Below are 21,540 nucleotides of genomic sequence, written 5' to 3' on the forward strand. Positions count from 1 at the left end.
AAGGAAATTGCCTCAGCATAAATTCAAAAGTGTTTAAAAGAGATTTAAAAGATATCTCAGAATAAAAGACCATATATAGCCTAATAAAAAAGACGGCTGTAGCCGTCTTTTTTATATTCAGGTTATTAATTAGAAACGCATACCGATACCTGCATATGCAAGGATCGGGTTTACTTCAATATCCGCTTTAGATTTGATCAGTTCGCCGTGTGTCGCATCTGTAACGGTAATGGTTGTTTCATTTTGAAGGTGTGCATAGCTAACAGAACCAACAGCAAACCATTTATCATTGAAATCATAAGTGAAGCCCACCGTTGCAACCGGAGCAAATACATCAGTTGCCTCTAAATCAACTTTTGGATTTGCCTTACTTGGTTTTCCTTCTAAAGAAGCGCCTGCATTACCTTCTTTAATGTTGGCAATCATGTGACCTGCAGCAATCAAATCTTTCTCAATTTGTGGATTCATTTCCAATTCATTGAAGTAAGCATACATCACGCCTAGACCCACATAGGGACGGAATTTATTGACGCCAGTTTTACCGAAGTGATATTGGATTTCTGCAGCGGGGGTCCATGCACGAGCAGATGCCGCTGGGCCGTAGGCTTCTAAATCTGTAATCAGCAAACTATTCTTCATTGCGATTTCAGGTAGGTCGATAATACCTAACTCAGGTGTCGCAATAGCTGCAAATGGCGCATAAATTTTTCCTGATCCTTGTAAATCAACTTTTGGCGGAATACCCGCTTTCATTTCTAAAGAAATGTTATCAGTAAAGAAATAGTTGGTCATGATGCCTAGTGTGGTTACATCATCGGCTTCAAGGCCAGTACCTTGGTTATCCCAACTTTGTAGGCCATTAATTTCAGCAGTACCGCTTAGCCCTGCTGGTAAGGTACTCGTACCTAATTTATCGAGCAAACCGACAAACCAAGTAGAAATGTTTGGATCCATAGCTGGATCCATATTGGCTTTTACTGCGTCAATTGAAATATCACCAACTTTGGCTGTTTCACCATTTTTTACTGATGTATCAACATGGAATGGCTGTGCTTTACCTTGTGGCATAACATGTAGAGCACCAACAGAGACAGAAAAACGTTTGAAGCCATCGCCATCTTTTAAACTAAAATATGGTGAGTCTGCATGACTGAGCATAGGTAGGGCAGCCATAGAAACAGCAATGCACAATACACTTTTTTTCATTTGAAAGGACTCCATGTCCATAAATTGATAATAATTTTTCTAAGTGCTCATTATTCAAAATTAGTGCGTAAAAAATGTTATAGAAAACAAGAATAAACGTAATAGTCCTGTAACATTTTTGATGATTTGTATTATTTGAGGGCTTTAAGTAGGTATTTGTGTAAAAAAATCTAACTTTTTTGAAATTTAGAAATGGTTCTATCTATTTGTAAATATTCAATATTTATTGACATTAGTGACAGTGTATTGGTTGATTTGGGTCAATAAAATAGTTTAAAACGACCATATTCAAAGCAACTTTTTGTTTTGTTGTCCTATATAGATATAAGTCATAGTTCATCGTTGAGTCGTTATATGTCAATCGTGGTTAATCTCTCAAAGCCTTTTACACCAAAACCATTTTTTTTGTACAATAGCGCCAGATTCAATTGAGTTATTCGTATGAGTACGCAAAACCCTCCCAAGAAAAAGGCTTTAGTCAATTTGCCTTTTCCGATTAAAAAAGCTGAAGATAATGCTTCGGATGAAATCTTTGAAGATATGCGTCCAAAACCTCAGCGTTATGCTGATCGTACTTGGATGCCACCACGCGGTACACGTCGTTCGATGGGTAAGCGTTAAGAGATTTAAATAAAAAAGCCATGATTAAAACCATGGCTTTTTTATTGCAAATTATTGTTTTTAATTGCGTATTTCAGACTGAATTCTACGGTCTTTATTGAGATAATACTTTTTCTTCTGACGATACATGCCAAGATCAGCACGTTTAAGCATATCTTCCATTCGCTCATTCAAGATATTGGTGGCAGAACCAATCGATATACTCATCGGTTGATTTGAATAAAACTGGTTATCGACCAATAACAACTCATTCAAACTTTGTAAGCAGTTTTGCAGAGCTGCATCATCTGCACCGGGTAATAGAATGACAAATTCATCACCGCCAATGCGCGAAGCAGAATAGGGCGTATGCTGAATAAGTTGGTTAAGAATGTTGCCTAGACGTCTGAGGATACTGTCACCAGCATCGTGTCCAATACTGTCATTGAGTTCTTTTAGTCCATTTAAATCAATAAAAATACAAGAAACAGGACGTAATTGATTGCGTTCGAGACGCTTGAGTTCTGCGATATAAAATGAACGGTTATAGAGTTTGGTCAGGACGTCATGTTTACCTAAATATTCAAGATAATTTTCAGCCTTTTTACGTGCGGTAATATCGGTTAAGGCAACCTGCACGGTGCTCCAGTCGTCGAGATAATCGGGAAATACAGTAAATTGTAGTAAGACGTGGCGAATACTGCCATCAAGTGCATAATTTACGGCTTCACGTTGATGATGTAAATTACCATTCCAAAGTTCAATCAACTGTTCTTTAAATGTTTGAAGCATCTCTTTGGCAAATACTTTATGTACATTTTTGAGCAATATTTCTTTGTTCGGAGCGCCAAATAAATCAAGCGTGGCTTGATTGACGTCAACGATCAGTATTTCCTTAATACACTCTTGTACAAAATCGGGATGAACATCCAAAAAAGTGACAAAGTCTTCGATTTCTAAAGCGCGTAGCTGATCTAATTTGATTTTAATCCGGCTAAAATCTTCGACCCAAAGTGAGGTCGGAGAATAATGAAAACGCGCTTCTGCCAAATGACGACTTTGTTCTTGTAAACGGCAAGCTTCAGTATAAGAGGTGATATCTTCAGTCGTAATTAAGACGGCAGATAAATCCTGCTCATGACTCGGTAGCACGATGCCCTTGAGTTGAATGTCTAGGCGTTGCCCACTGAGCGTATAGTTCACGGCAGAATGGGAAAAATGTGTTTCACCATTCCATAATGCAACCAATTCTCTAATATGTGTTTGACACATCTCCGCCTGAAAAACTAAATCCAGGTTTTGACATAAATGTTCAATATTACGCGCTTGATACAGTTCTAACGTTTTTGTGTTGACCTGTAAGATTTTTATTTTTCTTGCACATTGCAGAATACGTGATTCATCTTGTTGAAGAAAAGTGGAGAGATCCTGCACACCTTGCTGACGCCAGAGATCAAATTGTTTTTTGACTTCACTGTAATCTTCAAGCCACATGGCAATGGGGGATAGCTCAAAAAAAGGAGAATCTAGCATGTCTATTTTATGTGCTCGTCATTCTTCATGATAATTACAGCATGTAGTATAAGATGAAAAAAATGATATTAAAATAATGTGATATGTAAAATAAACTTTATTTTTAGTGTGACTTATGTCGCTAAAAGTCGTTAATTCAACTTAGATAAAAAGCCAATGTAGACTTTGGCTTTTTTAGGGGGGGAGATATGGTGAAAAAAGTCTTTAGCGGCTGGCTTTACGAGCTTTATTTTCAGGTCTTGGTGCAGCGATTTCACGTTCAGCTTTCCAAACATCAATGAAATCTTTTTCATTGATATTGTACAGTTCAAGTAGGGCTAAAATGACGCCGCCAAACATCATTGGGCCTTCTGAGTTGCTTTGAAACTCAAATATTTTCCCATTCAGCGCATGCAAAATATCTTCAATTTCAAAAATACGGTCACGACCATTGCTATCTGTCGGGTACATTTGGGTATTCAGCACAATTTTCGCAAGACTTTTTTCATTATCTGTTAAGGCCAGAACATCAACCAATTCATCTGCCGAAGGTGCAAAAATTACCGAGTCTTGAAAAATTGTATGTAGAAGTTTCGAAGTAAGTTTAGGTAAAGCTTTTTCAACGAAAGGACGGAATGAAATTGGAAAAATAACATTTCTGGAAATCCCCTTAAACATGGGAGCAATTTCTTCAACTTTATAGCCAGCGACACCACAGCCAATCGAAGTAATGAAATATTTGGTCTTCGGATGATTCTTGGTATAGATTTTAAAATCATCAACATAATGTTGAATCTGAGACAATGGCATTTGTTGTAAATGCTCATTCATTGTTGGAATAGCAAAACTTTGACCAGCCCATCCACGACCAATACCATTCATTGCACCAAAATGCTCTAGGGCAGTACGCGCTGCACCGCCAGTATGTTGACCTGCCATATTGCTGCCAAAAACAAAAATGGTATCTTCAGCTAAGTTTTTAACAATACTTTCGTCATGATATTGGTAAGTCATAAAGTTTGATCTGTGGCGTCCTTTTGTTCATGTTGCAGGTGAAATTTAGCTAGGTCAAGTATCAATCTGGGTTAAATGAACGCTTTACCTATGAGTTTTTTAGCCTAAAGAGTTTCTTTGAAAAAAATTGGCTCAATCAGGTGATTTATAATTTTGAAGTTGACGAAAAAATCTAGAAACTCATACTAAATAAAGATTACTTCTGTCTGTAAGAGACTTTGGCTTTTTACATAAATTTAGCGTTGTTTTGTGCAACTTTGCCCTCATAATAAAGCCCTATAAAAACTGTTGAAGAAGAGTGTGATGCAGGAACAGCCTTTTGAACTGGTAACACAATATCAGCCCGCAGGTGATCAGCCTCAAGCGATTGAGAAATTGGTCAAGGGGATTGAGAAAGGAATGCATGACCAGTTGCTTTTAGGGGTAACTGGTTCGGGTAAAACCTATACCATGGCAAATGTGATCGCTCGCACGCAACGTCCAACGATTATTATGGCGCATAACAAAACTTTGGCTGCGCAGCTTTATGGTGAGTTTAAAGCCTTCTTTCCGCATAATGCTGTGGAATATTTCGTCAGTTATTATGACTATTATCAGCCCGAAGCCTATGTGCCATCTTCAGATACCTTTATTGAAAAAGACTCATCGATTAATGATCACATTGACCAAATGCGTCTTTCGGCAACCCGAGCATTATTAGAACGTCGTGATGCAATTATTGTAGCGTCAGTTTCAGCCATTTATGGTCTAGGTGACCCGAATGCCTATATGAGTATGCTTTTGCATATCGTGGAAGGTGACCGTATCAGCCGTGATGACATCATTCGTCGTTTGGTGGAAATGCAATACACCCGAAATGAACTCGAATTCCTACGTGGCACATACCGTATCCGTGGTGAAATTATTGATATTTTCCCTGCAGAATCGGATCAAAATGCCATTCGAATTGAGTTGTTTGATGATGAAGTTGATTCAGTTCGATGGTTTGACCCATTGACGGGCAAGCTAGTCCGTAAAGTGCCACGTATTACGATTTATCCAAAGAGCCATTACGTGACGCCTAAAGATAACTTGCAGCGTGCAATTGGGACTATTCGAGAAGAATTAACTGAACGACTCGGCTTTTTCCGCGCCAATGATAAATTACTCGAAGCACAGCGTATCGAACAGCGAACACGTTATGACTTAGAGATGATGCAGCAGCTTGGCTATACCAATGGTATTGAAAACTACTCACGGCATTTGTCAGGTCGTCCCTCAGGTGAAGCACCTCCGACTTTGTTTGATTATGTACCTGATGATGCTTTATTAATCATTGATGAATCGCACGTTACCGTTCCGCAAATTGGGGCTATGTATAAAGGTGACCGTTCACGTAAAGAAAATTTGGTCAATTACGGTTTTCGTTTACCAAGTGCGCTTGATAACCGGCCAATGAAATTTGAAGAATGGGAGCGGATTATTCCTTCGACCATTTATGTCAGTGCAACGCCTGCACATTATGAAATGGAAAAGTCTGAACAAGTCGTTGAGCAAGTGGTTCGACCCACAGGTTTGGTCGACCCTGAAATTGAAATTCGTCCAGTGTTAACGCAAGTGGATGATGTATTGTCAGAAATTAATAATCGTAAAAACTTAAATGAGCGTGTATTGGTTACGACATTAACCAAACGTATGGCAGAAGATTTAACTTCATATTTGAAAGAATATGGTATTAAGGTCGCTTATTTACATTCTGATATTGACACTGTTGAACGAACTAAAATTATTCATGAATTGCGTTCAGGTGTATACGATGCAATTGTTGGGATTAACTTGCTGCGTGAAGGCTTAGATATGCCAGAGGTGTCTTTAGTCGCCATCTTAGATGCTGACAAAGAGGGGTTTTTACGTTCTGAGCGTTCTTTGATTCAAACCATTGGTCGTGCAGCGCGTAACTTAAACGGTAAAGCGATTTTATATGCAGATCGTATGACCGACTCCATGCAAAAAGCCATTGATGAAACGGATCGTCGTCGTAATTTACAAATTGCATTTAACCTTGAACATGGCATTACGCCACGCAGTGCAGTGCGTCAAAACGTCAATGATATTGATACAGGTGAAGTGCTGACAGATGATGAAATCGATGCAAAAATTTCAGATCAGGCCAAGGCATTAACTGCAGATGAACGTCATTTGATGTCTGATCCAAAACTTTTAGCAAAACATATGAACAAGCTGGAAAAAGAAATGCTGAAAGCATCGAAAGATTTGCAGTTTGAACAAGCTGCTCGATTACGTGATGAAATCTTGCGTTTAAAAGCACAGATGATTTCATAATTTTGTTAGACAAGATGCGGAATATTGTCTGAATTACATACATAATTCAGACAAGAAAATGATTTTTAGAGCAATTTTTTCCGCTAGAGTAAAAACACGAGAGAAAGAATTACTTAATTTTCATCGAATGTTTTGCATCGAAATGAGGCATAAAAATGACAACAACGAATCTTCCGAAAGCTGGTTTTAAGCTCGCAAAAATTGCACTTGGTGCAGCAGTGTTAATTGGTTTGGGTGCAGCCACAATGGCTTATGCACAGACGAAACCTTTACAGACTGTGGAAAAAGTCGAGCTCGATCGTTATTTAGGTATGTGGTATGAAGTTACTCGTAAGCCTTTAGTCTTTCAAAAAAGCTGTGACCGTGATGTTACTGCGGTCTATACCTTAAATGAAAACGGCAATATTAATGTCAATAATCGCTGTGTATCGAAAGATGGCACCAAGAAACAATCAATAGGCGAGGCATTTGTACAAAATGCACCGTTTAACTCGAAATTAAAAGTTAGTTTCTTACCAGAAGCCATTCGTTGGTTGCCTGTAGGGCGTGGTGATTATTGGGTACTCAAAGCCGATGAAGATTATCAAACAGTTTTGGTGGGTGAGCCACGTCGTAAATATATGTGGGTTCTTTCTCGTTCGGCTCATCCAGATCAGGAAGTGATTCAGGAATATTTAAATTATGCGCAATCTGTTGGTTATGATTTATCAGATATTATTCATACCAAGCAGACAGTGAAACCTAAAACCTAAATAATTGAACAAATGCTAAAAAACCATGCCTGTGCATGGTTTTTTATTTGCTAGAATGTCCAGGTGAGAAGCTTGATTGATCAAGCAAAATATCAAGATTATGTAGTCATTTTGACTGGAGTGAAAGATGTATAAAGGCGTTGCATTGTCTGTATTGGCATCGGTCACTTTCGGTATTTTGTATTTCTTTACCATCTTTTTAAAACCTCTAGATAGCGAGCAAACTTTTGCATGGCGCATGTTGGCGACCTTGCCATTTTTAACCTTATTTATGTGGTGGATGAAAGATTTAAACAAAGTCAGTGAAATTTTTTGGCGTGTGGTCAAGCAACCGATCTTTCTCATTTGGTTAATCATTAGTTCATTTTTATGTACTACACAGCTTTGGTTGTTTTTGTGGGGGCCAATTAATGGCCGAGGGCTAGAAGTATCTTTAGGGTATTTTCTATTACCCTTAGTGATGGTTCTGGTTGGATGTGTACTGTATAAAGAAAAGCTGTCTAAATGGCAGATGGCTGCCGTGGCATTGGCAATTTTAGGGGTCGGTCACGAAATTTGGCGTATTGGCAGTATCGCGTGGGAAACAGTCTATGTCGCTGTGGCTTATCCGATTTATTTCTTTTTACGTCGTACCTTTAAAACCGATCATTTGGGTGGTTTTTGGTGGGATCTTTGCTTAATTTTGCCTGTAGCCTTTTATTTAGGATTTATTCATAGCGATAGTTTAGCGCTGATGTCGTTATTCCCGTATCTGATTTTGGCGGTTTTAGGACTGGGTTTTCTGAGTGCGCTTGGCTTAGGTAGCTATATGTTGGCGAGTCGTTATTTGCCATTTGTGATTTTTGGTTTGTTGAGTTATTTAGAACCCGTGTTGTTAGCTTTTGCATCCATCGCATTGGGGGAGCGAGTAGAAGCCGAAGAATGGCTGACCTATATTCCAATTTGGGGTGCGGTATTGTTATTGGTGATAGAAGGTGTTTTGCATCTGTTTAAACAAAAGCAAAATGAACGTGCGCTAGCAAAAAATGTAAAAGCGTTAAATGATCGAATCGATTCTTAGACTGAAAATATTGGTACGGTAAATTGATCAGTTCACAATTAACACTTGCTGTTTTTTAAGAAAATCTTAAACTTAGAAAACTAAAACACGCCATGATTCAATTTATTGTTTAGGAAGAACAGTATTGAATGATGGTGTACAAAAATATTTATTTTAGATAAAAATAAACTGAAATCGATAAAAGATCGATTAAAGAACCAAGATACAGGAAGCACTCAGTGGTTGTCCCATTTCATCAAAGCGCTAAACTTTTACAGCTAGAGCCTGTGTTGGATCAGCATTGGCGGAGTATTGTATCTGAAGTATGCACTGATCTTGATCAATCCAATTTAGCACAGATACAGCAGATGTTATCGCAAAAAGGTATTCGTTGGGAGTCTTCATCACAGTCGTATCAAAGAGATGTACCGATGAATTTGGGCATGCTGATGAAAGTACTAAAATATGATGTCATGCGTGAGCATGCACAGTATTTGGCAACACAGCTCGAAGAACTTCGAACATTGACAATGAGTATTCAAGTTGCGCAAAAATTAGAAGAAAACCTAGCCTATATCAATAAAATAGATGCCGAAGAAGATTTTGAATTACAGCATGAAAAAAACGTATTACATCGGCATTTCATTTTAAATGCTGCACAAATCATCCGTGAAATGGATTTGATTGCGCCGAGTGATGCACGTGAACTCACTGCCCAGCAAGTCAAAATTTTCTTGATCGAAATTTTCTTAAAGTCACATATGTTGGGGCAATTTTTTGATGCCACTATCCCGAAATCGTCTGAGATTTGGCAACATCCGATTTTTAAATACTATTTAAAGCGTGAACAAAAAACGAGATATTTACAAATCGTACAAACATCTGAGTTTATTTATATTTTGTCGCCTGATTTAGATTGGACGACGCAGTATTCCGCTACACGGTTTTTATCGACAAAGCACAATGACGCTTTAGCAGACGACGTTTTTGATGGGGTGGCCATAGATTTAACTATTGCTTTAGAGAATCAGCAAATAGAACAATTAAAAATTCAAGTGTCAAAGCTAGCATCCATTGCAGGTTTTATACATTTAGATCTACAAAATTTAATGCAGCAACTCCATATACGGGTAGATAAGCATCTACTTTTGATGCTGCATGTAGAGGATGCCACTCAACAATTGGCGACGGTTTTACCTGTTTTTGAGCAGCAGTTCAATGAATTGATTTTGAAGCCATTACATCAGACTGTTCAATTTCAACTAAGTGAGCAGATACAGCATGATTTTGTCTTTTTTCATTGCATGCAAATATCTCAAAAGCTCATCACGAGTCTAAATGTCTTGAGTAGTTGCCCTAAGTTTGAGGCAAGTTTGGAGTTGAAACGACTGCGACTTCAACTACAGGCTTGGCAAGTACTGTTGTTGAAACGGTGTACGCACATTTTTAATGTTCAAAACGAAGATGAGTGGGAGTTTCATCATCATCAGTCACAGCAAATTCATACGGCGCTGAAGGCGCTCTTGCAGTCGGTCGATGATCAACAGAAGATCTTTGCTACAGACGCAACTGTAGAAAATACGGGTACCCATGGCGCGCATGCGCATGTTGGATTTTCCAAACGCATGACGAAAACAGGGGATTATGAAAGCCTTGAAGCCGATGCTTTAAAAGCGCAGCAGCAAAAAAAGCGCCAGACTTATATGCAGGTTTTAATGTTGCTGAAGGAACATGCTTCACAGCTCGTCAATCTTGATTTTGAGCCATGTGAAAATGCCTTAAACGTGCGATCTTTTAGTGATCAGAGATATTTTGCGATTAGTGCTGGTGAGAATAGTTTAAATGCACTACCGAAAATATTAGAGCTGAGTGTAAATTTCTTTGATTTTAATCTGGAAAAGTTTGCTGATAATCTGAAAAATTAGCTGAATTTTCAATATTGATCTGACTTTAAAACTAATGTTAGGCAGTAACATTAGAGGCGTAATTTAATTCAAATAAAAGAACGATACGCTGTAATGTCATCCGCAATTGTCTGAGACAGGGTTACTTCTAATAAAAAATGTTTTTGCGATACTTTGAATAAATTGACGGTAGTGAACGAGTTTTGCGGTGAGGAGCATTGCTCCGCAAGATGGTTTCCTTATGAAGCACGCTTCTCATTTTGCCAAATGAGAAACAACGTTTCGTAAGAGTACCTCCAGCTGAAGGCTAAACCCTTTATTCAAACCTTAGATGTAAGACTCCGTCGAATAGTCTTAAAAATCATTTAAAAATGTGAAATTATTATTACGAGCTTAACATCAGTAAAAATACTATAAATTGAGCAAAATAAAAAAACAGCACAATTTGAAAAATATAATTATTCGTTCATCTTAGAGCTAAATGTGCTGAGATCTGGTTGATAAAACTACATTTGAAATTTTGTGACAAAAATCTGCGAAAAAGCCGGTTTTTCAACTTTCGGCTATAAAATCATAATACTAATCATGATTATTTTGAAAATTGATAGTGAATATATAACAAAATAACCTTGTCGAAATCTGCTTTTAGATTCATTAATTTTCAGTTTTCCATTACAATTGTGGGGTTTTGAAATTTATGCTTAGATTTACAATTAATTAGAGGACGTATCTGTGAGCAAAGACACTATCGTTGCCCTACATGCAGAGCACCAAGGTCGCTGGAAAAACCGTGAAGAAATCGCGGAACGTATGATTGCCCTAGTGGGTCAGTTATATCGTGAAAAAAACATCGTAGCTACAGTATACGGTCGTTCTTTAATTAACCGTTCGGTTATCCAAATTCTTAAAGCGCATCGTCGTACTCGCGTACTTGACGTTGAACTTTCAGTTGTGAACACTTTCCCAATTCTTGAAGCTTTGGCGAAAATCGAAAACATCGGTACTGCTGAAATTGATCTTGGCAAACTTGCTGTTGAGTTCAAAGAAAAAGGCGGTGATGTTGACGCATTTGTTGCTGACGCTGTGAAATCACTTGAAGGCAATGCAACTAACGTTGAAAACCGTGATGTTGTACTTTACGGTTTCGGTCGTATTGGTCGTATCCTTGCACGTTTGATGATCAGCCAATCTGGTCTAGGGCGTGGTCTTAACCTTAAAGCAATCGTTGTTCGTAAATCATCTGACGGTGACTTAGAAAAACGTGCGTCTTTGTTACGTCGTGACTCTATTCATGGTCCATTCGCAGGTACGATTTCTGTTGATGAAGAAAACGAAGCAATCATTGCAAACGGTAACTTCATCAAAGTGATCTATGCGTCTAACCCATCTGAAGTTGATTACACTGCTTACGGTATTAACAATGCACTTGTAATCGATAACACAGGTAAATGGCGTGATTCTGAAGGTCTTGCACAGCACCTTAAATGCGCTGGCGCTGCACGTGTAATTCTAACTGCACCTGGTAAAGGTGACATGAAGAACGTTGTATACGGTGTGAACCAAGCTGACATCCTTGATGAAGATACAATCATCTCTGCTGCAAGCTGTACAACAAACGCGATCACACCAACACTTAAAGTGTTAAACGACAAGTACACAGTGATCAATGGTCATGTTGAAACAGTTCACTCGTTCACGAACGACCAAAACTTAATCGACAACTACCATAAAGCTGACCGTCGTGGCCGTGCTGCAACATTGAACATGGTTATTACTGAAACAGGTGCTGCTAAAGCAGTTGCTAAAGCGCTTCCTGCTCTTCAAGGTAAATTGACTGGTAACTCAGTACGTGTACCTACTCCAAACGTATCGCTTGCAATTTTGAACCTTACTTTGGGTCAAGATGTTGACCGTGAAGAAGTGAATGAATACATTCGCCAAATTTCAATCAACTCTAACCTTCAAGGTCAAATCGGTTATACAAACTCAACTGAAGTTGTATCGTCTGACTTTATCGGTTCACGTACTGCTGGTGTGTTTGACGCTCAAGCGACAATCGCTTCTGGTAACCGTTTAACTGCTTATGTTTGGTACGATAACGAAGTGGGTTATAGCTGCCAAGTATTGCGTATTGCTGAGCAAATGGGCGGCGTAAGCTATCCAAAAGTTCCTGCTGAAACGAATGCTTAATTAGTTCACGCTGTAAAAAAAGGGCCTCATTTGAGGCTCTTTTTTTATCTAAAGAGTATGGGTTAAAAACTTAAGGCATAGATGACGAATGGATTGATCATAAGCATCAAAAGTTCTTGTTTTTTCTGCCACTGTTAGATGAGTGCGAGTCATTTATAATGAAAAAGCCGACTAAAATATTCAAGTTTTAAGTTAATGAAATTATTAAAGAAATAAATACAAAAAATTGCAAACTGGTTTGGGTAATGTGTTCAAAATAAAGCTGTAAAAAATAAAAAGCAAAAGGAATTTAGTTTGCAAGCAAAGCACATGCTCAGTGGATTGGCATTTATTGTGTTTGCTGCACTCTGTGGTGTACTCATCGCCATTTGGGTGTTTAAGCACTTTAATATTTATATCCCGCTAGAAAATCAGAACGTCAATATTGACCTGCAAGAGCCGTTACAAGCCGAAGTCAAAATTCATGATGCCTTAGATGTGGAGGTGACAGGGCGGGTGAATGCTGAAATTCCGATACATGAAAATTTAAATATTCCCTTAACTCAAACGCTGACGCCACGGGTGTATTTTGATAATCAAGTCCCAATCAAGACCACGATTCCAGTACGTGAAACTTTGAAAGTGAATCAAAACCTTCCTGTGAATACCAAAGTGAAAGTTAAAGTCATGGGGCAGGATGTGACTTTGCCACTCAAAGGTGATATCCCGATACAATTGGATATTCCAGTGAATATGAATGTGCCTTTGGAGCAAAAAGTACATTTAAAATTTGATGCGCCAGTCAAAACCGTGCTGAAAGAAAACCTGCATATTCCACTCAATGCAAATTTAAAAACCAACATTCCTATTGAAGGTAATTTGAATGTTCCAATTAAAACGGCATTGAAAGCGACAGTGGACGTACAAAATACGTTGCCCGTTCAAATTAAAAAGGGTGAATTGGTGATTCCACTAAAAACAATGCGACTCAATAGAGAGCATGCCAAAACTGAAGCGAAAGCTCAGGAGTAAGCCATGTGGATATTTCAATCGGCGAAGCGTATCATTTTGAGTTTTATCGCAGTTGCATTGTTGGTTGCGGTACTATTTTGGTTGTATTTAAATATTTATGCGTCGATGCAAGTACGTGCAAAAAATGCAGATATTCAATTGTCGCATTCACTACCCACCAAAATTTCCGTTGGCAATTATTTGCAAACGCAGTCCATCGGGACGTTGGATACGCAGATTGCTTTAGATCGGAAGCTGTAACTGCCCTTAAAGGGAAAATATCTGGCAGATTTGCAGTTTAGTGTAGAGGTTCCGATCTCAGTGGATATTGATTATTCCACCAATATTCAAATTAACCAGACGATGCCGCTTGAGGCGACCACAGATTTGGTGATTAAAAATAAACTTGTGCCGAAATTTCCCTTAAAAATGGACATTCCTGTCAAGTTAGATGTGCCTTTTCATTTGAAAAGAACCTATAACATTCCTATTCGAATTAATTTTAATGGCCCTGTGTATTTTGAGTTTAATGAAAAAGTTGATTTGCATGTGGTACATCAGTTTGCACCACAGCTAAAACTGAATGACCCGATGACCATGCGAAAAATTGCAACCTTTAATGCCACGATGTACAACGCAGAGCGTAATACCAAGGCAAATTTAGATATGAATATGGATTTGCCGATAAAAAATGTACATCCATAAGCATGATTCAACTCAAAAAAAGCCCGAATCAATTCGGGCTTTTTTATGGTTCGATCTTATTTTAAAGCAGCTTCAACAGCACTGTGTAGAGTAGTGGTTGGGTGACCGAGTAGATGTTCCAAGTCCTTGCGATCACTTTGCATCGCACCGTCAATGCTATTGATATCGGCATCGACGATCACATCTACAAGACCAGCAGGTAAGCCAGCTTGTAATAAACCTTGCGTGTAGTCTTCTGCAGTTAAATTTTGATAGTGAATATTTTGACCTGAAACTTGCTGTAGGGTTTCAGCAAGCTGTGCCAATGTGAAACTGTCTGAGCTTGCAAGTTCATAGGTTTTATTCTCATGACCAGAGCTTGTAAGTACTTTTGCAGCTGCTTCAGCATAGTCAGCACGGGTCGCTGCATTAATTTTCCCATCCTTTGCTGCACCAAATAAGATACCTGTTTCAAACACATGCCCTACAGCGGCAAGATAGTTTTCGACATACCAGTTATTTCGTAAGAAGGTATAGGTTAAACCACTAGCTTGAATCAGACTTTCTGTTTCACGATGTTCTTGAGATAAACCCAATGGTGACGTATCTGCACGTAACAGGCTGGTATAAGCAAGATATGGAACTTTCGCTTCTACTGCAGCATCAATTACGGCTTTGTGTTGTGGAGTACGCCGACCGATTTCATTGGCGGAAATGAGTAATAATTTATCGACACCTTGTAGTGCAGGAACAAGTGTATCTGGTTGATCATAGTCAAAATGACGCAGTTCGATGCCTTGAGCTTGTAGGGATGCTGCTTTTTCTGGCGAGCGAACTAAAGCGATGATGTTTTCGGCTGCGGTTTCTTTCAATAAAAATTTAAGGACCAATTGGCCTAGTTGACCTGTTGCACCTGTAATTGCGATTTTCATATTTAAACCCTCTGATTGTTGAATAAATGATCTTGATGGTTGAATCTTAATCTGTTAACTTACTAAATGTAAGTACGTACCAAAAAGTAAGTTAGTGACTTTGAGGAAAGATTTAATGAACACATACGCTACAAGTAAATTATTAGGTCAAGTTTTATCCACTGATTGTCCATCTCGAGAAATATTGGAACATCTCACCAATAAATGGTCAGTATTAGTTTTGCGTTGTTTGACTGAAGGGGTACACCGTTTTAGTGAACTTAAGCAGCGGATCGAAGGGGTGAGCGAAAAGATGTTGGCTCAAACGCTGAAAATGCTCGAGCAAGATGGTTTTATCTTACGGACAGTCTATCCAGTCGTGCCACCCAAAGTTGAATATCAACTGACTTTAATGGGCTCACAGGCTGCAGAAAAGTTAATGCATCTGATTGGTTGGGTTGAACGAACCTTGCCTGAAATTATTGAAGCTAAGGAAAATGCACGTAAATAGCTTTCGGAAATGGGGAGTGAAATTCGTTTGCCATTTATCAAAGGTATTTTGATGATGAGCTAAAGATTTTCGAGCGAGGTGCGGATTTTCCTAAAAATTTGCATCAGTACCAAGATAAATGAAATTTATAGTATTGCTGAATAATATTGTTCGAGAAATTCTTTAAAATATGGCAGAATAAGCGGTTTTAAAGTTTTTAGAGGATTGGCAAACATGCGCTTTGTTGATGAAGCAGTCATTACCGTAGAGGCTGGCGACGGTGGCAATGGCGTAGCCAGTTTTCGCCGTGAAAAATTCGTACCATTTGGTGGTCCAGATGGTGGTGATGGTGGTCGTGGCGGTAACGTATACGTTCAAGCCGACAACGACACAAGTACCCTAGTAGATTATCGTTATACACGTAAATTCCGTGCAGAACGTGCTAAAAATGGTCGTGGAGCGAACTGCTCAGGTCGTGGCGGTGAAGATACCGTATTGCTCGTTCCAGTGGGCACAACAATTGTAGATACAGAATCTGGCGATATCATCGGCGACTTAGTGGCTGACGGTCAGCGTGTGTTAGTGGCAGCAGGTGGTGAAGGTGGTTTGGGTAATACTCACTTCAAATCTTCAACCAACCGTTCTCCACGTAAATGTACACACGGCTCAAAAGGCGAATATCGTAAAATTCGTCTTGAATTAAAAGTACTCGCAGACGTTGGTTTGTTGGGTATGCCAAATGCGGGTAAATCAACCTTTATCCGTGCAGTTTCAGCAGCAAAACCAAAAGTTGCAGATTATCCATTTACCACTATGGTGCCAAACCTAGGTGTGGTTGATGCCGATAGTCACCGTTCATTTGTAATGGCGGATATTCCAGGTCTAATCGAAGGTGCGGCAGAAGGTGCAGGTCTAGGTATTCGATTCCTGAAACACTTGGCTCGTACACGTATTTTATTGCACATCGTAGATGTTCAACCGATTGATGGATCAGACCCTGCGTACAATGCAAAAGCAATTTTGGAAGAGTTGAAAAAATTCTCTCCAACACTTTCAAAATTACCTGTTGTATTGGTACTCAATAAAGTAGACCAATTGGCGGCTGAAACGCGTGATGAATGGTGTGATCACATTCTCGAAGAGTTGCAGTGGAAAGGCCCTGTATTCAAAACTTCAGGTTTAACGTTTGAAGGTACTAAAGACGTTGTGTACTACCTGATGGATCAAATTGAAGAACAGCGCGAACGCGAAACTGAAGATCCTGAATATGCAGCAGAAGTTAAAGCGTTCCGTGATCAGCTTGAAGCTGAAACACGTGAGCAAACGCTTGCTGCGAAAGAAGCATATCGTGAAATGCGTCGTCAACAACGTCTGGCAGGTCAAGGTGAAGACTTTGATGATGAATTTGAAGACGGTGATGATGAGGCAGAATCGTACTACGTACGTTAATTGCTGAATAAGTGTCAAAGCAAACAAGTCTGAGGACAAGATGATAGAAGTGGTAGATGGGCAACGTCAGCTCAAGGGTTGTAAACGTATCGTTGTTAAAATCGGATCATCACTACTCACAGCAAACGGAAAAGGGTTAGATCTGGATGCAATCTCGCATTGGGCGGGACAAATTGCAGAACTACACAATGCAGGACACGAGATCATTCTTGTGTCTTCCGGTGCTGTGGCTGAAGGGATGGTTCGTATGAATTTGGACAACCGACCCACAGATCTACCCAGTCTACAGGCTTGTGCTGCCATTGGTCAGATGGGCTTAATTCATACTTGGTCTAGCGTATTAGAACAACGTTCGATACGCACAGCGCAAGTGTTGTTAACGCATGATGACTTGGCAGACCGTCGTCGCTATTTAAACTCATGTGATGCTTTGCAGCATTTGATCGATTGGCGTGTGATTCCTGTGATCAATGAAAATGACACAGTGTCGACTGACGAAATCCGCTTTGGCGATAACGATACTTTAGCTGCGATGGTGGCTGGACAGGTTCATGCAGACCTCTTGGTGATTCTAACTGACCAAGAAGGTATGTTCGACTCTGACCCTCGTTCCAATCCAGATGCAAAACTGTTTCATACAGTACGCGCAATGGATGAATCATTATTCGATATGGCTGGTAGCGGCGGTAAATTCGGTCGTGGCGGTATGTTGACCAAAGTTCGTGCGGCACGTTTAGCAGCCAAGTCTGGTTGTCCAACAGTCATTGCGAGCGGTGATAGCGATAATGTGCTTTCACGTGTGATGGCAGGTGAATTACTCGGTACCTTATTCATTACGGATAATGACCGTGTCACAGCTCATCAACAATGGTTAGCTGCACATTTACAAACAGCGGGTCGTTTAGTAATTGATGATGGCGCAGTCAAAGCCATTCGTGATAATCACCGCAGTTTATTACCTGTCGGTGTGAAAGCGGTTGAAGGGCATTTCGAACGTGGTGATGTGGTGGAATGTGTCGATACACAAGGTCATCGAGTTGCCGTTGGTCGTGTAAACTTCAGTTCACGTTCGGCAGAAATCGTTAAAGGTTTGGCCTCAGATAAAGTTCATCAAGTTTTAGGGGAAGCCCGATCACTTGAAATGATCCATCGCAATCATATGTCAATTTACTAAATTGAAAGATCAAAATCCCGCTTCCGAGCGGGATTTTTTATGGCATGTCATTTGAATATAACGATAAAAATAGAAATAAGAGGAAAATAATATGAGCTAAATTTAATATTTAAACCTTCAAGATCTAAAAGATGAGCAGGCTCAACTGTGCGAATTATTGGCACAATGTGTGCAAGATGGTGCATCACTGGGTTTTTTAGCTAAAGAATCTAAGTCGCACTATGATGAATATTGGTCTGCTGTGACAAAGGATATTCAAAAGCATAAAACCTTTTTGTGGGCGGCGCTACAAAGCGGTGAAATTGTGGGCACAGTACAATTGGTTCGTGCCACCAAAGCCAATGCACTGCATCGTGCTGAGATTGAAAAACTTATGGTGCATCCAAAGGTACGTCAGCAAGGCATTGCTCACCAACTATTCACACTTGCAGAAGATAAAGCAAAACACTTGAACTTGAAATTACTTGTACTTGATACGCGTACAGGCGATGTCGCTGAAAGGCTGTATGAAAAATTTAACTATATAAAAGCTGGGATCATTCCGCAATTTGTATTGAGCCATACGGGTACAATAGATTCAACGACATTATTTTATAAATTATTGGCTTAAGTTAAAGTTGATGAAATTTTTAGACTAAAACTCCTGCACAGATGCAGGAGTTTTTCATTAAAGGTTCTTTTGATTAACCCGTTTAGAGAGCTCTTCCGCACTTTCAACTCGTTCAGAATAGCGATCTGTGAGGTAGGCAGATTGACCACGTGTGAGTAGGGTAAATTTATATAATTCCTCCATCACATCGACAATGCGAGTGTAATAGGAGGAAGGTTTCATGCGATCATTTTCATCAAACTCTAAAAATGCTTTTGCAACGGAAGATTGATTTGGAATCGTGATCATCCGCATCCAACGCCCAAGGATGCGCATTTGGTTAACAGCATTAAAAGATTGCGAACCACCACTGACTTGCATTAACGCCAGCGTTTTACCTTGAGTAGCACGAATGGCACCTGACGCTAAAGGAATCCAATCAATTTGTGCTTTCAATATAGAGCTCATCGCACCATGTCGTTCTGGCGAACACCAAACCATGCCTTCTGACCATGTAAGCAATTCATGTAATTCCTGAACTTTGGGATGTGAAGTTTCAGCATCTTCAGGCAGTGGAAGACCTTTAGGATGAAAAATTTTGACTTCTGCACCAAAATGTTCAAGGATTCGACCCGCCTCCAATACCGTTAGGCGGCTAAATGAGCGTTCACGGTTAGAGCCATATAGCAGCAGAATGCGTGGCGGATGTTCAAGTGCTTTAGCTTGAACTTGTTCAAAACGCGGTGTTTCAAGTAGATCTAGTTGAATATTGGGGAGCTTCATTTTAGTTCTCTTTATACCATTTTCGTTTTAACCATAGCGATACACTCACTAATGCAATTAGCACAGGGACTTCAACCAATGGGCCAATAATCGTGGTAAATGCAATCGGAGATGCAATACCAAAGGTGGCGATGGCAACAGCGAGGGCAAGTTCAAAATTATTACCCGCTGCGGTAAAGGATATGGCAGTGGTTTTGGCGTAATTATTACCCATCCATTTGCTCATCAAAAAGCTAATGAAAAACATCACCACAAAGTAGATCGTGAGGGGAATGCCAATACGCAGTACATCCATTGGAAGGCTCAAGACATCTGCACCTTTGAGGCTAAACATCACCACAATGGTAAAGAGTAATGCCATTAAACTGATGGGGCTGATTTTGGGTATAAATTGATTTTTATACCAAGCCAGACCTTTTTGTTTTACCAATATGGCACGCGTCAGGAAACCGAGCAGGAAGGGAATACCTAGATACACCAATACTGCATGTGTGATGGTCCAAAAGCTGACTTGGATCACTTGTGCTTCTATACCAAAATAAGGCGGTAAAAAACTCAAAAAGAACCATGCGTAGGTACTAAAAAATGCAATTTGGAAAATACTGTTAAAGGCCACTAAAGCCGCTACGTATTGGTTATCCCCACAAGCGAGATCATTCCAAACCAGAACCATTGCAATGCAACGTGCTAAACCAATCAGAATCAAACCGGTCATGTATTCAGGGTAGTGTTGTAAAAACACGATCGCCAAAATAAACATCAGGCAAGGTGCGATTAACCAATTTTGAACCAGTGATAGGTATAAGGTACGTTTATCTTTAAACACTTCAGGCAGCGCTTTGTAATCCACTTTCGCCAAAGGCGGATACATCATCAGGATTAAACCAATGGCAATCGCAATATTGACATCACCGATATTGAGTTGATTTAAAGCTCTTGAAGCACTTGGAATATAGACGCCAATCGCAATGCCTAGCCCCATTGCGATAAAAATCCATAGCGTTAGATTGCGGTCTAGAAATGACAGTTTTGCAGCAGCCATTATTGGATCTCTGAAATTTTTTGGATTTCTAGGTTGAGTTCTTCACGACTTAATTGCGTAAAATCGAGTGCAAATAAAGCATCTAAACGGCGGTTAATATGCGCCACGGTATCAAGAAATGCTGCAAGTTTTATTTCATCTACAAGCTCTAAATGGGAAGGATCTTCTAAGCCCCAGTGGGCTTTGATGGCAGAGCCTAAGTAAATTGGGCAAGCTTCTTGAGCGGCAGAACCACAGACGGTAATTACCACATCGGGTTGATATTGTTCACATGCTGCGATGGTTTTACTCGACAAACCCTCAGTCGGTAGATTGAGGTTATGTAGGGTTTTTAAGGTAAATGGGTGGACTTGTCCTGAAGGTTTACTGCCTGCGCTATAAGCACGGAAACCTTCAGGGGCACGCTGGTTAAAAAGTACTTCGGATAAAATGCTGCGGCAGCTATTGCCAGTACATAGAAATAAAAAATTCATAGCGTTTCACACAATGTTGTAGTGCCTTTCGGAGAGTTTAAATCGAGATTTTTAAATCGTTCTTGGTGACGCATGACATCAAGTATTTGTGTACACCAAGTAGGCAGTGCAGGGTGAATGGAGTAATAGACCCATTGACCTTTACGTTGATCACTCAGCACACCTGATGAACGCAGTAATGCCAAATGACGCGAAATTTTAGGTTGGCTCAATTCAAGGGACTCAGTGAGTTCGCAGACGCAGAGTTCACCTTTACAAGCCAACAGCATGATGATGTTCAGACGAGTCTCATCTGCAAGTAATTTGAAAAATTCAGTCTGTTCCATGTTTATCTGCATATATGGATTTTCATATATCTTTACATATGAATATATGGATGTCCATATATATTATTCAATAAAGATCCCACACATGGT

General features: G+C 39.7%; 19 protein-coding genes and 1 pseudogene. 12 read left to right on the top strand and 8 right to left on the bottom strand.

Annotated features, from left to right (window positions below; translation table 11 throughout):
- Positions 1-129 precede the first annotated feature (129 nt).
- Positions 130-1,206, bottom strand: coding sequence for an OmpW family protein (locus FTU83_RS10125; protein WP_180106394.1), 1,077 nt, complete (start codon positions 1,204-1,206; stop codon positions 130-132).
- 441 nt (positions 1,207-1,647) lie between these two features.
- On the opposite strand from FTU83_RS10125, the gene FTU83_RS10130 reads away from it, so the two are divergent.
- A complete protein-coding gene (locus FTU83_RS10130; protein ID WP_078190224.1) occupies positions 1,648-1,827 on the top strand; it encodes a hypothetical protein in 180 nt (59 codons plus the stop codon).
- Positions 1,828-1,887: 60 nt separating this feature from the next.
- Here the strand turns inward: FTU83_RS10130 and FTU83_RS10135 are convergent, their stop codons facing one another.
- Together FTU83_RS10135 and FTU83_RS10140 are read right to left on the bottom strand one after the other, a co-directional pair.
- Complete coding sequence (locus FTU83_RS10135; protein WP_180106408.1) at positions 1,888-3,345, bottom strand: sensor domain-containing diguanylate cyclase; 1,458 nt, start codon at positions 3,343-3,345, stop codon at positions 1,888-1,890.
- A gap of 198 nt (positions 3,346-3,543) precedes the next feature.
- The gene (locus FTU83_RS10140) at positions 3,544-4,332 is read right to left on the bottom strand and encodes a hypothetical protein (RefSeq protein ID WP_180106392.1); all 789 of its coding nucleotides are present in this window, start codon (positions 4,330-4,332) and stop codon (positions 3,544-3,546) included.
- A 300-nt stretch (positions 4,333-4,632) separates the two neighbouring features.
- Between FTU83_RS10140 and uvrB the strand changes: the two genes are divergently transcribed.
- The 7 genes and pseudogenes from uvrB (at position 4,633) to FTU83_RS10175 (ending at position 14,234) form a co-directional block, all read left to right on the top strand.
- Positions 4,633-6,654: an excinuclease ABC subunit UvrB gene (gene uvrB / locus FTU83_RS10145; RefSeq protein WP_168379183.1), complete on the top strand. Its 2,022-nt coding sequence runs from the start codon at positions 4,633-4,635 to the stop codon at positions 6,652-6,654.
- 155 nt (positions 6,655-6,809) lie between these two features.
- Positions 6,810-7,406, top strand: coding sequence for a lipocalin family protein (locus tag FTU83_RS10150; RefSeq protein WP_180106390.1), 597 nt, complete (start codon positions 6,810-6,812; stop codon positions 7,404-7,406).
- A 127-nt stretch (positions 7,407-7,533) separates the two neighbouring features.
- Positions 7,534-8,466, top strand: coding sequence for an EamA family transporter RarD (gene rarD, locus FTU83_RS10155; RefSeq protein WP_078191878.1), 933 nt, complete (start codon positions 7,534-7,536; stop codon positions 8,464-8,466).
- Between the two features lie 218 nt (positions 8,467-8,684).
- Positions 8,685-10,370, top strand: coding sequence for a hypothetical protein (locus FTU83_RS10160; RefSeq protein WP_180106388.1), 1,686 nt, complete (start codon positions 8,685-8,687; stop codon positions 10,368-10,370).
- A 711-nt stretch (positions 10,371-11,081) separates the two neighbouring features.
- A complete protein-coding gene (locus FTU83_RS10165) occupies positions 11,082-12,539 on the top strand; it encodes a glyceraldehyde-3-phosphate dehydrogenase (RefSeq protein ID WP_111885541.1) in 1,458 nt (485 codons plus the stop codon).
- 309 nt (positions 12,540-12,848) lie between these two features.
- Complete coding sequence (locus FTU83_RS10170; protein ID WP_218945804.1) at positions 12,849-13,550, top strand: MFS transporter; 702 nt, start codon at positions 12,849-12,851, stop codon at positions 13,548-13,550.
- A 3-nt stretch (positions 13,551-13,553) separates the two neighbouring features.
- A pseudogene (locus FTU83_RS10175) lies at positions 13,554-14,234 on the top strand (hypothetical protein).
- A gap of 56 nt (positions 14,235-14,290) precedes the next feature.
- On the opposite strand, the gene FTU83_RS10180 reads toward FTU83_RS10175, so the two are convergent.
- Complete coding sequence (locus FTU83_RS10180) at positions 14,291-15,145, bottom strand: SDR family oxidoreductase (protein WP_180106384.1); 855 nt, start codon at positions 15,143-15,145, stop codon at positions 14,291-14,293.
- Positions 15,146-15,260: 115 nt separating this feature from the next.
- Here FTU83_RS10180 and FTU83_RS10185 point away from each other — a divergent pair, with 115 nt between their 5' ends.
- The 4 genes from FTU83_RS10185 (at position 15,261) to FTU83_RS10200 (ending at position 18,847) form a co-directional block, all read left to right on the top strand.
- The gene (locus FTU83_RS10185) at positions 15,261-15,635 is read left to right on the top strand and encodes a helix-turn-helix domain-containing protein (protein WP_078191873.1); all 375 of its coding nucleotides are present in this window, start codon (positions 15,261-15,263) and stop codon (positions 15,633-15,635) included.
- Between the two features lie 213 nt (positions 15,636-15,848).
- Complete coding sequence (cgtA, locus tag FTU83_RS10190; protein ID WP_180106382.1) at positions 15,849-17,063, top strand: Obg family GTPase CgtA; 1,215 nt, start codon at positions 15,849-15,851, stop codon at positions 17,061-17,063.
- 40 nt (positions 17,064-17,103) lie between these two features.
- A complete protein-coding gene (proB, locus tag FTU83_RS10195; RefSeq protein WP_180022809.1) occupies positions 17,104-18,237 on the top strand; it encodes a glutamate 5-kinase in 1,134 nt (377 codons plus the stop codon).
- Between the two features lie 157 nt (positions 18,238-18,394).
- The gene (locus FTU83_RS10200; protein ID WP_218945802.1) at positions 18,395-18,847 is read left to right on the top strand and encodes a GNAT family N-acetyltransferase; all 453 of its coding nucleotides are present in this window, start codon (positions 18,395-18,397) and stop codon (positions 18,845-18,847) included.
- A 57-nt stretch (positions 18,848-18,904) separates the two neighbouring features.
- Here FTU83_RS10200 and arsH read toward each other — a convergent pair whose 3' ends face one another.
- Genes arsH through FTU83_RS10220 form a run of 4 tightly spaced genes read right to left on the bottom strand, consistent with a single transcriptional unit; the run spans position 18,905 to position 21,450 of the window.
- Complete coding sequence (arsH, locus tag FTU83_RS10205) at positions 18,905-19,609, bottom strand: arsenical resistance protein ArsH (protein WP_168379190.1); 705 nt, start codon at positions 19,607-19,609, stop codon at positions 18,905-18,907.
- A 1-nt stretch (position 19,610) separates the two neighbouring features.
- Complete coding sequence (arsB, locus tag FTU83_RS10210) at positions 19,611-20,651, bottom strand: ACR3 family arsenite efflux transporter (RefSeq protein ID WP_180007689.1); 1,041 nt, start codon at positions 20,649-20,651, stop codon at positions 19,611-19,613.
- Positions 20,651-21,124, bottom strand: coding sequence for an arsenate reductase ArsC (locus FTU83_RS10215; protein ID WP_180106376.1), 474 nt, complete (start codon positions 21,122-21,124; stop codon positions 20,651-20,653). The genes arsB and FTU83_RS10215 overlap by 1 nt, the downstream gene beginning before the upstream one ends.
- Entirely contained in the window at positions 21,121-21,450 is a 330-nt protein-coding gene (locus FTU83_RS10220; protein WP_180106374.1) for a metalloregulator ArsR/SmtB family transcription factor, read from the bottom strand. The genes FTU83_RS10215 and FTU83_RS10220 overlap by 4 nt, the downstream gene beginning before the upstream one ends.
- Positions 21,451-21,540 lie beyond the last annotated feature (90 nt).

Source organism: Acinetobacter sp. YH12152 (genome assembly GCF_013418285.1).
GTDB lineage: Bacteria > Pseudomonadota > Gammaproteobacteria > Pseudomonadales > Moraxellaceae > Acinetobacter > Acinetobacter amyesii.

Coding starts and splice junctions, on each gene's coding strand:
- FTU83_RS10215 (WP_180106376.1), bottom strand. CDS start 21,124: ATGAATTTTTTATTTCTATGTACTGGCAATAGCTGCCGCAGCATTTTA.
- FTU83_RS10125 (WP_180106394.1), bottom strand. CDS start 1,206: ATGAAAAAAAGTGTATTGTGCATTGCTGTTTCTATGGCTGCCCTACCT.
- FTU83_RS10185 (WP_078191873.1), top strand. CDS start 15,261: ATGAACACATACGCTACAAGTAAATTATTAGGTCAAGTTTTATCCACT.
- FTU83_RS10220 (WP_180106374.1), bottom strand. CDS start 21,450: ATGGAACAGACTGAATTTTTCAAATTACTTGCAGATGAGACTCGTCTG.
- FTU83_RS10150 (WP_180106390.1), top strand. CDS start 6,810: ATGACAACAACGAATCTTCCGAAAGCTGGTTTTAAGCTCGCAAAAATT.
- arsB (WP_180007689.1), bottom strand. CDS start 20,651: ATGGCTGCTGCAAAACTGTCATTTCTAGACCGCAATCTAACGCTATGG.
- FTU83_RS10180 (WP_180106384.1), bottom strand. CDS start 15,145: ATGAAAATCGCAATTACAGGTGCAACAGGTCAACTAGGCCAATTGGTC.
- FTU83_RS10140 (WP_180106392.1), bottom strand. CDS start 4,332: ATGACTTACCAATATCATGACGAAAGTATTGTTAAAAACTTAGCTGAA.
- proB (WP_180022809.1), top strand. CDS start 17,104: ATGATAGAAGTGGTAGATGGGCAACGTCAGCTCAAGGGTTGTAAACGT.
- FTU83_RS10130 (WP_078190224.1), top strand. CDS start 1,648: ATGAGTACGCAAAACCCTCCCAAGAAAAAGGCTTTAGTCAATTTGCCT.
- rarD (WP_078191878.1), top strand. CDS start 7,534: ATGTATAAAGGCGTTGCATTGTCTGTATTGGCATCGGTCACTTTCGGT.
- FTU83_RS10170 (WP_218945804.1), top strand. CDS start 12,849: ATGCTCAGTGGATTGGCATTTATTGTGTTTGCTGCACTCTGTGGTGTA.
- arsH (WP_168379190.1), bottom strand. CDS start 19,609: ATGAAGCTCCCCAATATTCAACTAGATCTACTTGAAACACCGCGTTTT.
- cgtA (WP_180106382.1), top strand. CDS start 15,849: ATGCGCTTTGTTGATGAAGCAGTCATTACCGTAGAGGCTGGCGACGGT.